Here is a 13,892-nt window from a genome sequence, read left to right on the forward strand (position 1 = left end):
CCCGCCGGGCGATTTCCTACAGCTTCGCCGTCAGCGCGGCAATCTCCTCCTGCCACTGGGCCTGAAGCTGCGGCTTTTGATGCTTAGGCTTACGCAGCCGATCTTCTTCCAGCAACGTCTCCAGCAGTATCAACCGTTCCAGCAGATCGTCATGTTCCGCCGGTTCAACCTGCTGCGCGGCCTGAACCTGAACAGTACTGACCCCGTTGCCGTCGCGCAGCCGGGCAAATACCGCGTCGGCATCATGCCATTCGCTGAGCTGACCATTTTCAATCAGCCAGAAGCGGTTGCAGCTCTGGCTGATGAGCTGCCGGTCATGGCTGACCAGCAACACGCCGCCCTCGAACTGTTGCAGCGTTTCGGCCAGCGCCTCTTTGCCTTCCATATCCAGATGGTTGGTCGGCTCGTCGAGCATCAGCAGGCTAAAGCGGGCCAGGGTCAGGCCAATAAACAGCAGCCGGGAACGTTCTCCGCCGCTGAGCGTACTGACCTTTTGCCCGTGCCGCGCCCAGGCAAACCCGGCCGAGATCAGCGCCATCTTGCGATCCTGCGGGTTGGGGGCGAAGGGTTCCAGGGCGTCGATCAACGTGGCGTCATCCGCCAGCTGGTGCAGGGTCTGGTCGTAATAGCCCATCGCCACGCGCGGGTGGATCTTCAGCCCGGCGTGCGCTTCGCCGGCCGTAAACTGGCGCCAGACAAGCCGCATCAGGGAGGATTTCCCGCAGCCGTTGCGCCCGACTATCGCCACCCGGTCGCCGCTTTTGAGGCGAACGTTTTCTGCCGTGAACAACGCCGGCAGGCCCGGCGCAGGCGGAACGCTGAGCCTGTCGATCTCCAGCAGCCGGTCAGCCCGCAGCGCGTCGCCGCGCAGGGTTAAGGTCCAGGGCGTGCCGTTTGTCAGCGACGTCTGGCTCTCCTTCAGCCGCTCTACCTGACGTTCCATCTGTTTGGCTTTGCGGGCCAGATCCTCGTTATCGTAAACCTTGCCCCAGGTCGCCAGCCGTTTGGCGCTGGCGGTGACCCGATCGATCTCCTTTTGCTCGGCTTTATGACGCAGGGCGTCGCTTTCGTCCTTCTCGGCCAGCGCCTGACGCGCGCGAGTGCAGGGAAGGGCGAAGTAGTGCAGCGTTTTATCACGCAGGATCCAGCTGCCATTGGTGACGGCATCCAGGAGCTGCCTGTCGTGGGACACCAGCACAAAGCTGCCGGACCAGTTTTGCAGGAACTGCTCCAGCCACAGCAGGGTCGGCAGGTCGAGGTGGTTGCTGGGTTCATCCAGCAGCAGCAGGTCCGGCGCATGAATCAGCGCCCGCGCCAGCAGCAGGCGGGTGTGTTGCCCCCCGCTGAGGGTGGCCGATTGCAGGGCGGTGTCCTGTGGGGTAAAGCCCATGCTCGCCAGCAGCGTTTCCGCCCGCCAGCGCAGGCTTTCGCGCTCGGCCAGCGGGAGTTGCGCCAGCACCGCGTCGAGCATGGTCAGCGGATAGACAGATTCCGGGAGATGTTGCTCCACCCGCGCCATCAGGCAGTGTCCGGCCAGCGCGACCGTCCCGGAGAGGGGCGCGTCGGTGCCGTCGAGGATCTTCAGCAGGGTACTTTTGCCGCAGCCGTTATCGCCCAGCAGACCAATGCGGTCGCCTTTTTTCAGGCTAAAGGTGAGGTCGTTGAACAGCGTGTCAAAGGCGGTATCAACACGGAGAGAAAGTGCAGTCAGTAATGTGCTCATTTGCTTACTCAAGAGTTACAGGCATGAAAATGCCTCGTCATACATCGCTGACGATAACCCGGTAAGCCCGAGAGAAGGGATTCAGTCTTAGGTGTCTTCGCTCAAGCCGAAGTTATCGCAGCACGAAACCGATAACGCTTGAGCAGGTGCGATCACCAAGGTGAAGTGAAATATCAAAGATTTCACAGCACAGCATAATTAGCCTCCTTTTATATTCAGTGGGTTGATGAATGAAAGGAGTGTAGCGGGGTTTGGTATGGCGGGCAAGATGTTGGCTGTTAAGCGCAGTGCAGTGTATTTGGTTGCATTTTAAAACCACCTGACCTAACCTTTAATTGGTTTTATATTGAAACTAAAGGGCGCTGACAGCATGAATGTACAACCAGGCGCGCGTATATCACCCAGCCTGACATGGCTCTTTGCCATCGCCAGCGGCCTGAGCGTGGCGAATGTCTATTACGCGCAACCGCTTCTCGATGCTCTGGCGCAGGATTTTGACATCAGCCAGGCGGCGGTAGGCGGCGTGGTCACGGCTACGCAAATAGGCTGCGCGCTGGCGCTGCTGTTTCTGGTGCCGCTGGGCGACAGGGTGGATCGCCGCCGCCTGATGGCGCTGCAAATGCTGGCTCTGATGGTGGCTCTGGCAGCGGTGGGGATGGCGCATTCCGCCCCGGTATTGCTGGTGGGCATGCTCGCCGTTGGGCTGCTCGGTACGGCGATGACCCAGGGGCTGATCGCCTATGCGGCCAGCGCCGCGGCACCGCATGAACAGGGGCGAGTGGTGGGCACGGCCCAGGGCGGGGTCTTCATCGGGCTGCTGCTGGCGCGGGTCTTTGCCGGGGGCGTAAGTGACCTGGCGGGCTGGCGCGGGGTCTATTTCTGCGCCGCGCTCCTGATGCTGGCGATTGCGATCCCGCTGTGGCGTCGGCTTCCCGTCCTGCCTCCGGCCTCTCGCGCGCTGAGTTATCCCCGTCTGCTGGCCTCGATGCTGACGCTGCTGCGTGAGGAGAAGGTGTTACAGGTGAGGGGAATGCTGGCGCTGCTGATGTTCGCCGCGTTTAACATCTTCTGGAGCGCGTTAGTGCTGCCCCTGAGCGCGCCGCCCTATAGCTTCTCGCACACCACGATTGGCGCGTTCGGGCTGGCGGGCGTGGTCGGTGCGCTGGCCGCAGCGAAGGCCGGGCAGTGGGCGGATCGGGGTTATGCCCGGCGCACCAGCGGAATTGCCCTCCTGGCGCTGCTGCTGGCCTGGTGGCCGCTGTCGCTGATGGAGGTGTCGCTCTGGGCGCTGGTCATCGGCATCGTGCTGTTGGATTTGGGCGGTCAGGCGCTGCACGTCACCAACCAGAGCCTGATTTTTCGCACCCGCCCGGATGCCCACAGCCGGCTGGTGGGGCTCTACATGCTGTTTTATGCCGTCGGCAGCGGGCTGGGGGCGATCGGGACGACCATCACCTGGGCCCATTTCGGCTGGCAGGGGGTATGTATGCTGGGGGCTTTAGTCAGTTTGCTGGCACTGGTGTTCTGGTGGGGAACCCAGCGCCAGCTCACAGAAACCCTGGGCTGCGTCGGCGAACATAGGTGAATTCCCGGCCGCACTGACGTAAAATTAGCTTTTTACCACAGGTAACCTCAGCAATGGCTCTGATCCCTAAAAACTACGCGCGGCTGGAAAGCGGCTACCGCGAGAAAGCATTAAAAATCTATCCGTGGGTATGTGGGCGCTGCTCGCGGGAGTTCGTTTATTCCAACCTGCGTGAATTGACGGTTCACCATATCGATCATGACCATACCAACAACCCGGAAGATGGCAGTAACTGGGAGTTGCTGTGTCTGTTTTGCCACGATCATGAACACTCCAAATACACGGAAGCGGATCTGTACGGCACAACAGTGGTCGCAGGCGAGGACGCGCAAAAAGATGTCGGCGCGGCGACCTACAATCCGTTTGCCGATTTACAGGCGATGTTGAATAAGAAGAAGTAGATCGCGGCTGAAACGCCGGGTGGCGCTGCGCTTGCCCGGCCTACGAAAAAAATAATGTGCAGATATTCCCATTGTTCTCTTTATTTTTTGAGGCCGTCGGGATGGCTAAAATAAATTTGCTTCTTGATGCTGGCCGTGCATTAATAAATGTTCGGTTCGAAATGCAAACGAACGTAAAATTTTACTCAGTAATTCTCATAACCTGGCGCTATCGCTGATATCCCCTCCCTTTGAGCCCAAATGTTTAATACATTACGTTTATTCTGAACGCTAGCCTCTATTGATGCTCAACAGGAGTCAGTATGTCCGCAAGAATTACAGGTCTGGTAAAGTGGTTCAAAGAAGACAAAGGTTTTGGTTTTATCTCCCCGCTGGATGGAAGTAAAGATGTCGCAGTCCATTTTTCTGCGCTGGAAGGTGATAACTTCAAAACGCTTTTTGAAGGGCAAAAAGTTGAATTTTCCATCTGCAGTGGCGACACAAGGCCCACCGCTACCAGCGTAAGACTTTGCGACTGATAATCAGCGTCGCCGATCCGCGATAGCGATCGAACGAGTTTATATTGCCAAATGAGCCGGTAACGGAACGAATGCATCCGGAGCATTCGGCAAACGCTCGCTTTTTAAATTCGCCGTGTGGATTTAACTATTGATAATAAAAAACCCGCTTTGTGCGGGTTTTTTATTATTTTATTTTGGCGGAGACAGCGGTGCCTGCACGCGCCCCGTGACGGATTAAATCGATGTCCGACGGTAGCTGCGGTATTCCGGCTGCCAGAAGTTTTCGTCAATCGCCTGCTGCAACGCATCGGCAGAGGTTTTCACCGCTACCCCTTGCTGCTGAGCCATTTTGCCCACCGCAAAGGCAATCGCCTTCGACACCACGTGAATGTCCTTCAGCTCCGGCAGAACCAGCCCTTCACCATTGTTCACCAGCGGGGAATGCTTGGCCAGGGTTTCGCTGGCGGACATCAGCATCTCATCGGTAATGCGTGAGGCGCCCGAGGCGATCACGCCGAGGCCAATCCCCGGGAAGATATAGGAGTTGTTGCACTGGGCAATCGGGTAGGTTTTATCCTTCCACACCACCGGGGCAAATGGGCTGCCGGTGGCGACCAGCGCATTGCCTTCGGTCCAGGCGATGATGTCCTGCGGGGTCGCTTCCACGCGGGAGGTCGGGTTTGACAGCGGCATCACGATGGGACGCGCGCAGTACTTGTGCATCTCGCGGATGATCTCTTCGGTAAACAGCCCGGTCTGCCCGGAGACGCCAATCAGGATATCCGGCTTGACGTTGCGCACCACGTCCAGCAGGGACAGCACTTCGTTGTCGGTATCCCAGTTTTTCAGGTTCTCGCGCTTTTGCACCAGTTTGGTCTGGAACGGCAGCAGGTTCGGCATGGCGTCGGTCAGCAGGCCGAAGCGGTCCACCATAAAGACGCGCGAGCGAGCCAGCTCTTCGCTTAAGCCTTCCCGCTGGGTCTGGGCGATGATCTGCTCGGCAATGCCGCACCCGGCAGAACCCGCGCCGAGGAAGACGATCTTCTGATAACTCAGCTGATTGCCCGCCGCGCGGCTGGCAGCAATCAGGGTGCCGACGGTTACCGCCGCGGTGCCCTGAATGTCGTCGTTAAAGGAGCAGATTTCATCCCGATAGCGATTCAGCAGCGGCATGGCGTTCTTCTGGGCGAAGTCTTCAAACTGCAACAGCACGTCCGGCCAGCGATGTTTCACCGCCTGGATGAAGTCATCCACGAACTGGTAATACTCGTCGTCGGTGATGCGCGGATGACGCCAGCCCATATACAGCGGGTCGTTAAGCAGCTGCTGGTTGTTAGTGCCGACATCCAGCACCACCGGCAGGGTGTAAGCCGGGCTGATGCCGCCGCAGGCGGTGTATAGCGACAGCTTGCCGATAGGAATGCCCATCCCGCCAATCCCCTGGTCGCCGAGACCGAGAATACGTTCCCCGTCAGTCACCACGATCACCTTGATGTTGTGGTTCGAGACGTTCTGCAGAATGTCATCCATGTTGTGACGGTTCTGATAAGAGATAAACACGCCGCGCGAGCGACGGTAAATTTCAGAGAAGCGTTCGCAGGCGGCACCGACGGTCGGGGTGTAGATCACCGGCATCATCTCGTCGAGGTGGTTTTGCACCAGCCGATAGAAGAGGGTTTCGTTGGTGTCCTGAATATTGCGCAGGTAGATGTGCTTATCGATTTCGGTTTTAAAGCCCTGGTACTGGATCCACGCGCGCTCGGCCTGTTCTTCGATGGTTTCTACCACTTCCGGCAGCAGGCCCAGCAGGTTGAAGTTGCTGCGCTCTTCCATACTGAAGGCGCTACCTTTGTTCAGCAGGGGAAACTCCAGCAGAACCGGTCCGGCATAAGGGATGTAAAGGGAACGATGTCGGGTTGCTTTGTTGTCCATGTCACTCACTTAATTTTTTGGAAATCCTTCCCTGGCACTGGTGTTGATCGTTGTCGCTGTCGTGCCCGCAGGGGATGTCAGGTGGATAGTATAAAGGAGGTCAATGTTAAAAACCGCAGCATAGCATTAAAAACAGGTTCGGTTGTGGCCGGAGGGGCAGGCCAGCCATGCTGGAGAAGGGGGGGCTGAGGGTTGCGGACGGTGGTATCGGGTCAGGATTAATTGCGCCCCAAGCTGAAATTAAAAAGATCAGCCTCAGTGATAAATAACCACCAATATATCATTCATAATTAATAAGAAAATAAATATAAACCGCGTTAAATAATATTGCCATCAGAAGTATGAAGCTAATCACAGTAATGGAACCTGTTAAGTTTCAATGTAATTTACAGGGGGTGTGAATGTTATTTTTAGGTCGATGAATAAAACGTAAGATAATCTGATGCATGTTTATTGTAATGAGATAATCACTCCCTGAATATAATGGTGGAAATACCTCGCCTGACGAAACGCTATTTTTAATGAATTATCGGGCTGTATTTTATAGCAATTTAAACCAAAAGGAGTTTGAAAATGGCTGAAGTAGATAAGGCAGTGCAAACGCTTCAAAATATGTGGTACATGGCAGTGGTTAATGGTCTGGGACTAAATAAATCCTCGTTTATGTTGCTGCAATCCGGGACTCCGTTACCCTATGAAACTAACGTCCTGTGGCAGGTGATTGATGCTCTCCCCCCAAAGGCGTTGACTTCTGTAATGTCTCTTGGATCTCTCAGCAGCTTTTATCATAATTATGGTAGCCTGTTCAGCCCGGTATTTGCGCCTGAAAGCGATGATTTTAAGCGGATAATGGGGGATCAGCTTAATTCATGGCAGGACTATCAGAAGACCTTGCCGGAGGATGTTTTTGATGATGCCGACAAAGAAATTAAAGCATTCTCTATGTGGGCTAAGCGGCATCTTCCAAGTCATATTTCCTCCTCAGCCATTTCAATTTTTAGCAAGGATATTCTCAATATCGTAAACGCCTCCAGGGAAAAATACCGCGCGAACAGTGATTTTTTACACCCTTTTGAAGGCAAAAAAGGCCCACTGTATAAAATAAAAATTAGTGATATCACGCAGGGCGCTATTGCACATGGCCCCAAAAAAGAGATCCATCTTAATAGCAAAACCTCATCATCCGATGTGTCCAGTACCTGGGCAAAAGGGGGAGTAAGTGGTTTCTTGAGCATATTCTCCCTTGGCGGGAGTGGTAATTACAGCAATACCACGCGTAAATTCGTTAGCTCGGATATCACTATTGATGCCACTTTCCAGCATGTATTGAATGTCCAGACTTTCATGCCGGGTGACTGGTACAATTCAGGCTTCCTGAATTATGCCTTCAAGGGTAAGAGTGCCTGGTCTGTCGGTAACCCCCTCACTTGGGAAAGTGTCTTCGGACCTGATGGAAACCTGCAGCGCTTTATCGAAGGGTTGATTATCGTAGATGGCATAGAAATTGTGATGAAATCAAGTGCAATCTACAGCATGGAAGATCGCAAGGAGATTAACTCTCAGATAAAAGGTGGAATATGGCCGTTCTTCTCCACCAATGCCAGTGGGGGTTTCAACTCTGCAGTCAACTTCGACGACCAGGGTAGGATGATAGTGAAGACTACCTGTCCCGTGGGCAGTCCGGCTATCTTTGGTGCCAATGTGGGAAATTTCCCAGCATATATCACTAACCAGAATCGGCAGGCTTCGACCGTAGCTTAAAGGGTGCCTGTTTAACTTTCCGAGGCAATTAAAACAAAAACACCACCGGCTTGCCGGTGGTGTCAGGGATCGTTAAGCGAACTTACTTAGGTTCGTGGCGTTTTCTGCCGGTAGCGTGAGCGATCTGCGTTTCGCTGTCGCCCTCAATCACCACTTTACGCTGGTTAGAGAGTTTGTAGTTCAGTCCCAGGATATGGCGTGCCTGACGGTTCGATTTCATAGTAACTCCTCATTCCTGTTGATAGTGATAAGGCGAACGAAATGTAACCCCTAAGGTTGCTGATCCAGCATAGCAGGTTTTCAGAAGCTGGCGTGCTGGCCGCTGACAACGTAGTTGATGGTCTGCTGGTAGATGTCACTGAGGATGTCATTGTCTGAGGCTTCAACCCACTTGGTGAGTTCCATCAAAATGTCATCTTCGGTGACAGCGCCCAGTTCTGCGCGTAAACCCTGTGCAATTGCATTTACCAGCTCCGGCTGTGCGGATGGTGTGGTTGCTGAAGTATAAGTAAACATAGTGCCTCCGTGTCGTTTTCTGTCTAATGTTCCGGTTCGCAATGACGTAATGCACATTCAGAATGGCAAACTTTTTTCGCGCTGTGTCTAAGACTCGTCCTGGAAATAAAAATATCATAATGACAGCAATTCCATGGATATATCATGGTTTCCAGCGACGCAGGTTTGTATATTTTTCATAAGGCATAGGCGAGGGCCAGGATATCAATTCTATTACGCTGCCCCAGGGCGTTTTACCGTAACAAAAAGCGTTACCTTCTCCCTGTTCCGCCGGGAAGGAGAGCGCCTTAGGTTCGGTAAACATTTCGCCGCCCGCTGCGGTAAAACGGACTATCGCCTGTGAGAAATCATCGACATAGACCGCAAAATGCTGAAGGCCAAAATCACTCGCTCTTGCCGGGGACTGTTGCTCCGGGCCATGCATTTCGAACAGCTCAATTCCCGGCCCGTGGGGCATCGCCAACATTCGAATGGCGCGGACTTCGGTCCCGGGGAATAAGCGCAACGTCTGCTGCTGGGCGTCGGGGTCGATATTCCCGTCTCCGGGTTCAACGGAACGATATATTTCTCTGGCGTTGAAGGCTTGTTCAAAAAATAGCGTGGCCTGATCAATATCCGGTACGGTAATACCAATGTGGTCGATACCTCTGACGGGTGAATTCATTCTCTGCTCCTTTTTAAAAATTAAAATATAGCAGGTGAATATCTGTGCAACGGGATGAGACTGTTCCGTCTTTGCCGCAAAGCGCGATCTCTCTTCTATACTTAACCCCTTGTAAGCCAAAAGGAGAGCAAATTATGACAATTCACAAGCACGGTTCGGCACACTGGTCTGGCGATATCAAACGCGGCAAGGGGACGGTTTCCACCGAGAGCGGCGTCCTTAATCAACAACCTTACGGCTTTAACACCCGTTTTGAAGGCGCAAAGGGCACTAACCCGGAAGAGCTGATTGGCGCAGCGCATGCGGCCTGTTTCTCAATGGCGCTGTCGCTGATGCTGGGCGAGGCGGGTTATACTGCCGACTCCATCGACACCACCGCCGATGTGTCGCTGGATAAAACCGACAGCGGCTTTGCCATCAGCAAAATCGCCTTGCAGAGCAAAGTGACCGTCCCGGGCATTGAGCCGCAGCAGTTTGACGGCATTATTCAGAAGGCTAAAGCCGGGTGTCCGGTGTCGCAGGTGCTGAAAGCAGAAATCACCCTCGACTACACCCTGAACTAAATCCTGAACGGATCCTTCCGCCGGGCGTTGCGCCCGGCTATCCCTTCACCGCTCCAGGAAAGACCTCCGCCAGCCACGCAATAAACACCCTCAGACGCTGCGTCACATGCCGGTTTTGCGGATAGACCACGTAAAACGGATAGTGCGGCGGCCGCCATTTGGCCAGAATTTCCACCAGCGAACCCGCCTCAATCAGCCCGCCGACGGAGTAGCGAAAGGTCTGGATAATCCCCATTCCGGCAACCGCTGCCGCAAGGTGGGCGTTACTTTCGTTAACCCCGATATGGTGTCGCAGGTTGATATCACGAACCTCATCGTCGTGGGTAAAGCGAAACGGCACCGCGCGTCCGGTCACGGGGGACAGATAGCTCACCAGCTTATGACCATTGCGCAGCTCCTCCGGGTAGGCGGGGATCCCGTACTGCTTCAGGTAGCCCGGTGTGGCGCAGGTCACCATCTCCGCATTGCCGATATGGCGGGCAATCAGGGAGGAGTCCCCCAGCGCGCCGCCGCGGATCACGCAGTCCACGTTGCCGCTGATTAAATCCACCGGCCGGTCGGCTACGCCGAGGTCGATGCGAATATCGGGATAACGGTGCATAAAATCTGGCAGCACCGGGATCAGCACGTCCCGCGCCGTCGAGCCCCCCACATCGATCCGCAAATACCCCTGCGGCTGCTGCTTCACCGCGCTAAATGAGGTGTCGATATCTTCGATATCAATCAGCACCCGCCGGGCCTTGTCGTAATAGCCCTGTCCTTCCGGCGTCGGCGTCACCCGCCGGGTGGTTCGCTGTAAAAGCCGCACGCCAAGATGCGCTTCAAGCGCTTTTACCAGCTTGCTGAGGGTGGCGATGGGCATGTTCAGCGAGTCTGCCGCCCGGGTAAAGCTGCCGGTTTCTACCACGCGCGTAAAGGCGCGCATTGCCATTAACTGATCCATAGCACGGGGCTCATTGAAACGGGGATTATTCCCACAGGGAAAAAGTGATTTCCATTTTTGCTGATTTTTCCCTAATCCTGCAAGCGGTAGAGTGCCTTCACACCAATAACACAGAAGGTAAATCACATGAACTCAGCATTAACAGGTAAAGTCGCACTCGTCACCGGGGGGACCAGCGGTATCGGTCTGGCAACCGCAAAAGAGCTGGCCGCTCAGGGGGCGAAGGTTTATATCACCGGTCGTCGTCAGGCAGAGCTGGACAACGCCGTCGCCAGCCTGGGCGGACAGGTGACCGGCATTCGCGCCGATGCCTCACGCCTTGACGATCTCGATACGGTGTATGCGCAGATCGCTGAACAGGCCGGACGGCTGGACGTGCTGTTCGCCAACGCCGGGGGCGGCGATATGCTGCCGCTGGGGGCCATCACCGAACAACACTTCGACCGCATCTTCGCCACCAACGTGCGCGGCGTGCTCTTTACCGTACAAAAAGCGCTGCCGCTGCTGGCGTCCGGCTCCTCGGTGATCCTCACCGGCTCGACCGTCTCGGTTAAAGGCACCGCCAACTTCAGCGTCTACAGCGCCAGCAAGGCGGCAGTGAGAAACTTTGCCCGCTCCTGGGCGCTGGATTTGCAGGGACGCGGGATCCGCGTCAACGTGGTCAGCCCGGGCCCGATTAAAACCCCGGGGCTGGGAGAGCTGGTGCCGGAAGATCAGCGTCAGGGGCTGTTCGATGCCTTAGCCGCGACGGTACCGCTGGGCCGCATTGGCGAACCGGAAGAGGTCGCCAAAGCGGTGGCGTTCCTCGCCTCCGATGCCGCCAGCTTTATCAACGCCGCCGAGCTGTTCGTGGATGGCGGGATGGCGCAGATTTAACGCTGATAGAGGAGGGTGAGATTGCCGCCGAGGCGGCGATCCTGCAACGGACGGCTGGCGTCCAGGCGTGACAGTGTCACAGAGGTGCAGTCATGCATGGCGCACCAGGGCTCCAGCCACTCCAGATGGGCTGTATTTTGCTGTAAGACATACCCCGCCAGCCGCGCCAGCGCATGGTTATTCTCTTTCGTGACGTCCACCTGATTGGCGTCGGCAAAACTGGCGATCATCACCAGCGGCTGCAGGGCGTAGTTGTGATAGGCCTGCGCCCGATCGCGGCGACGCTGTTCGTTTGCCAGCGTGCCGTCGGCGGCAATCTGCCCGGCGGCGATGCGGTACTCTTTTAACGACCAGTCGAACAGATCCCGACGGTCGAGCGCCACGGCGCTGGCCATCACCGCCCATGCCGCCCAGTAGCTGTGGTTATTGGTGCGCGCCAGCGGCAGGCCGTCCCACTCCTGCACCACCCGATCCGCCAGCTTGCCGAGCCAGCGTTCGGTGGTCTGTTGTCCGGCGAGCGACGTTCCGGGGGTAAACTTCAGCTCCAGCCAGCTGCTGGCCAGGGTTGCCAGCGCCCATTTGCGCATTGCGCGCCCGGTATGGCTGGTCTGGTCCGAGAGCAACGCCTCTGCTTTTGCCCAGGCCGCGTAGCCGTCAAGAATACATGCCAGGGTATGCGGATCTCCGCTCTGCTTATAGCGCCAGACCATCTTCGAGATCCCGCGTTCAAAGCCAACAATGGGTTTCGATGCCGCCCTAAACGCCTGCTCAGCCTGCGGATTAAGGGTGGCGCGGGCGCTGTCCGACCCCTCATATTTACTGCGCAAGGTCAGCGGGGCGGTATAGGGGGCGGGCAGGGGAACACAGCCGCCCGATGCCGTATGCGGTAGTGGCCGGGTAAAACCGGCGGGCGGCACCAGCGGCGCGGCCAGTGCGTAAAAAGGTAAACAGAGTAGCAGTGGCAGAGTGCGTTTCACATTCATCGTTAGCAGAATTAAATATTCATATTGGTTGTTTTTGAGCCGAATCGCGTCTTTTGGGATATATCGCCTTAATACTATTAGCCGATAAATGTAAATTATGTTAAACACTAGCCCATAAAGCCTACCAATCTATCGGGAACAATGACTGTGCTTACGACACTCATTTACAGAAGCCAGTTAAATTCATCCTGCAAATCTTTATCCCTGCTTTCACTTGTGGAAAAGGCCAAAAACAGTAATGCCGCACTGAACGTGACCGGCATTTTGTTGTTTAACGGCGTCGATTTTCTGCAGATCCTCGAAGGGTCCGAAGACGTTATTGAGACGTTGTTTGTGAAGATCCGCCAGGACAAGCGCCATGACAGCGTGGTAGAGCTGATGCGCGATTACGGCCCGCGGCGACGCTTTGAGAACGTTGGCATGCTGCTGTTCGATCTGCGTATCGACACGCCAAAATCGGTGCGCGCTTCTGTCTTGCGCTACAGCAAGCTGGATAATTATCTGGCGGCGGAAGATCGGGTATTCAAATTTATTCAGACATTTATTAACCAGCGAAACAAGACGCCGGACGGGTCTGCCTTCCGGCCGGATAAATGGACGCTCGCGCCGGAGCATGCCCCCTTTGGTCACCCTATTAATGGACTGATTGAGAATCAGGTCTGTCAGTTTGCCCTGCAGCCGATTGTGGAGCCCACCGAGGGGACTATCTCCTCCCTTGAGGCGCTGATCCGCGGCAACGACGGTGGGAGCCCGGAGCGGTTCTTTAACGCCATCGATCAGGACAAGATTTACGAAGTCGATCTGCTGACCAAGTCCTACGCCTTTGCGCTGGCAGAAAAGATCGGCATTGGCGACCATAAAATCGCCATCAACCTGCTCCCGATGTCGCTGGTCAACGTGCCCGGCGCCGTCGATTATCTGATGGACCAGATCCTCATCCACGGCCTGCAGCCGGAGCAGGTGATCATTGAAGTCACCGAAAACGAAATGATCTCAGGCTTTAACCAGTTCAACAGCGCCATCAAGCAGTTAAGGGCGGCGGGGATTGGGCTGGCGATTGATGATTTTGGCTCTGGCTATGCCGGGCTGTCGCTGTTGACCCGTTTCCAGCCGGATAAACTGAAAATCGATCGCGAGATTGTGAGCAATATCCACTTAAGCGGTCCGAAACAAGCGATTGTGAAGTCGATTATCAGCTGCTGTACCGACCTGGAGATAGCGCTGGTGGCGGAGGGCATCGAGAAAATCGAAGAGTGGTGCTGGCTGGAGTCGGCAGGCATTAAGCGTTTTCAGGGCTTTTTATTCGCCCGGCCCAAATTAAACGGCGTAGGGGAAATTTACTGGCCACAATTTACCCACGATGAATATTTGAGCGATTAAATAACCCGCAAATAATTCTCTGCGGAACAGATGAAAATTTTCAATCTATGGCAGGGCCAAAATAT

The 13,892-nt window shown here is 55.4% G+C and carries 14 protein-coding genes; 7 read left to right on the forward strand and 7 right to left on the reverse strand.

The annotated features are described in order from the left end of the window. Positions 1-16: 16 nt before the first annotated feature. Positions 17-1,723, reverse strand: coding sequence for an ABC-F family ATP-binding cassette domain-containing protein (locus V7Q49_RS04870; protein WP_333849612.1), 1,707 nt, complete (start codon positions 1,721-1,723; stop codon positions 17-19). Positions 1,724-2,093: 370 nt separating this feature from the next. On the opposite strand from V7Q49_RS04870, the gene V7Q49_RS04875 reads away from it, so the two are divergent. From V7Q49_RS04875 to V7Q49_RS04885, 3 genes are all read left to right on the forward strand, one after another. Further along, entirely contained in the window at positions 2,094-3,308 is a 1,215-nt protein-coding gene (locus V7Q49_RS04875) for an MFS transporter (RefSeq protein WP_333849613.1), read from the forward strand. Positions 3,309-3,361: 53 nt separating this feature from the next. Continuing rightward, positions 3,362-3,709: an HNH nuclease YajD gene (gene yajD / locus V7Q49_RS04880; RefSeq protein ID WP_106992874.1), complete on the forward strand. Its 348-nt coding sequence runs from the start codon at positions 3,362-3,364 to the stop codon at positions 3,707-3,709. 302 nt (positions 3,710-4,011) lie between these two features. Next, positions 4,012-4,227, forward strand: a complete 216-nt coding sequence (locus V7Q49_RS04885; RefSeq protein ID WP_333849614.1) for a cold shock domain-containing protein — start codon at positions 4,012-4,014, stop codon at positions 4,225-4,227. Positions 4,228-4,443: 216 nt separating this feature from the next. Here V7Q49_RS04885 and V7Q49_RS04890 read toward each other — a convergent pair whose 3' ends face one another. Further along, the gene (locus V7Q49_RS04890) at positions 4,444-6,141 is read right to left on the reverse strand and encodes an NAD-dependent malic enzyme (protein ID WP_333849615.1); all 1,698 of its coding nucleotides are present in this window, start codon (positions 6,139-6,141) and stop codon (positions 4,444-4,446) included. Between the two features lie 573 nt (positions 6,142-6,714). Here V7Q49_RS04890 and V7Q49_RS04895 point away from each other — a divergent pair. Then, positions 6,715-7,902: a hypothetical protein gene (locus V7Q49_RS04895; protein WP_333849616.1), complete on the forward strand. Its 1,188-nt coding sequence runs from the start codon at positions 6,715-6,717 to the stop codon at positions 7,900-7,902. An 82-nt stretch (positions 7,903-7,984) separates the two neighbouring features. Here V7Q49_RS04895 and sra read toward each other — a convergent pair whose 3' ends face one another. The 3 genes from sra to V7Q49_RS04910 form a co-directional block, all read right to left on the reverse strand. After that, entirely contained in the window at positions 7,985-8,122 is a 138-nt protein-coding gene (gene sra / locus V7Q49_RS04900; protein WP_333849618.1) for a stationary-phase-induced ribosome-associated protein, read from the reverse strand. An 80-nt stretch (positions 8,123-8,202) separates the two neighbouring features. Continuing rightward, complete coding sequence (gene bdm / locus V7Q49_RS04905; RefSeq protein ID WP_106992870.1) at positions 8,203-8,418, reverse strand: biofilm-dependent modulation protein; 216 nt, start codon at positions 8,416-8,418, stop codon at positions 8,203-8,205. A 142-nt stretch (positions 8,419-8,560) separates the two neighbouring features. Further along, a complete protein-coding gene (locus V7Q49_RS04910; protein ID WP_333849620.1) occupies positions 8,561-9,082 on the reverse strand; it encodes a VOC family protein in 522 nt (173 codons plus the stop codon). Between the two features lie 134 nt (positions 9,083-9,216). Here V7Q49_RS04910 and V7Q49_RS04915 point away from each other — a divergent pair, with 134 nt between their 5' ends. Beyond that, positions 9,217-9,645 (forward strand): OsmC family protein, encoded by a 429-nt coding sequence (locus tag V7Q49_RS04915; protein ID WP_154125476.1) that lies wholly within the window; start codon positions 9,217-9,219, stop codon positions 9,643-9,645. 37 nt (positions 9,646-9,682) lie between these two features. Here V7Q49_RS04915 and V7Q49_RS04920 read toward each other — a convergent pair whose 3' ends face one another. Continuing rightward, positions 9,683-10,588: a LysR family transcriptional regulator gene (locus V7Q49_RS04920; RefSeq protein WP_333849621.1), complete on the reverse strand. Its 906-nt coding sequence runs from the start codon at positions 10,586-10,588 to the stop codon at positions 9,683-9,685. A gap of 126 nt (positions 10,589-10,714) precedes the next feature. Here V7Q49_RS04920 and V7Q49_RS04925 point away from each other — a divergent pair, with 126 nt between their 5' ends. Beyond that, complete coding sequence (locus V7Q49_RS04925; protein ID WP_333849622.1) at positions 10,715-11,464, forward strand: SDR family oxidoreductase; 750 nt, start codon at positions 10,715-10,717, stop codon at positions 11,462-11,464. On the opposite strand, the gene V7Q49_RS04930 is transcribed toward V7Q49_RS04925, so the two are convergent. After that, complete coding sequence (locus V7Q49_RS04930) at positions 11,461-12,441, reverse strand: mannuronate-specific alginate lyase (RefSeq protein WP_333849623.1); 981 nt, start codon at positions 12,439-12,441, stop codon at positions 11,461-11,463. The genes V7Q49_RS04925 and V7Q49_RS04930 overlap by 4 nt on opposite strands. A 153-nt stretch (positions 12,442-12,594) precedes the next feature. Here V7Q49_RS04930 and V7Q49_RS04935 point away from each other — a divergent pair, with 153 nt between their 5' ends. Next, positions 12,595-13,827, forward strand: a complete 1,233-nt coding sequence (locus V7Q49_RS04935; RefSeq protein ID WP_333849624.1) for a diguanylate phosphodiesterase — start codon at positions 12,595-12,597, stop codon at positions 13,825-13,827. Positions 13,828-13,892 lie beyond the last annotated feature (65 nt).

Origin of the sequence: Leclercia sp., assembly GCF_036780805.1 — a bacterium.
GTDB lineage: Bacteria > Pseudomonadota > Gammaproteobacteria > Enterobacterales > Enterobacteriaceae > Enterobacter.

What these genes read in the sequence shown, in the direction of transcription:
- V7Q49_RS04885 (WP_333849614.1), top strand. Translation starts at nt 4,012, where the DNA reads ATGTCCGCAAGAATTACAGGTCTGGTAAAGTGGTTCAAAGAAGACAAA.
- sra (WP_333849618.1), bottom strand. Translation starts at nt 8,122, where the DNA reads ATGAAATCGAACCGTCAGGCACGCCATATCCTGGGACTGAACTACAAA.
- V7Q49_RS04890 (WP_333849615.1), bottom strand. Translation starts at nt 6,141, where the DNA reads ATGGACAACAAAGCAACCCGACATCGTTCCCTTTACATCCCTTATGCC.
- V7Q49_RS04915 (WP_154125476.1), top strand. Translation starts at nt 9,217, where the DNA reads ATGACAATTCACAAGCACGGTTCGGCACACTGGTCTGGCGATATCAAA.
- V7Q49_RS04910 (WP_333849620.1), bottom strand. Translation starts at nt 9,082, where the DNA reads ATGAATTCACCCGTCAGAGGTATCGACCACATTGGTATTACCGTACCG.
- V7Q49_RS04875 (WP_333849613.1), top strand. Translation starts at nt 2,094, where the DNA reads ATGAATGTACAACCAGGCGCGCGTATATCACCCAGCCTGACATGGCTC.
- yajD (WP_106992874.1), top strand. Translation starts at nt 3,362, where the DNA reads ATGGCTCTGATCCCTAAAAACTACGCGCGGCTGGAAAGCGGCTACCGC.
- bdm (WP_106992870.1), bottom strand. Translation starts at nt 8,418, where the DNA reads ATGTTTACTTATACTTCAGCAACCACACCATCCGCACAGCCGGAGCTG.
- V7Q49_RS04870 (WP_333849612.1), bottom strand. Translation starts at nt 1,723, where the DNA reads ATGAGCACATTACTGACTGCACTTTCTCTCCGTGTTGATACCGCCTTT.
- V7Q49_RS04895 (WP_333849616.1), top strand. Translation starts at nt 6,715, where the DNA reads ATGGCTGAAGTAGATAAGGCAGTGCAAACGCTTCAAAATATGTGGTAC.
- V7Q49_RS04920 (WP_333849621.1), bottom strand. Translation starts at nt 10,588, where the DNA reads ATGGATCAGTTAATGGCAATGCGCGCCTTTACGCGCGTGGTAGAAACC.
- V7Q49_RS04925 (WP_333849622.1), top strand. Translation starts at nt 10,715, where the DNA reads ATGAACTCAGCATTAACAGGTAAAGTCGCACTCGTCACCGGGGGGACC.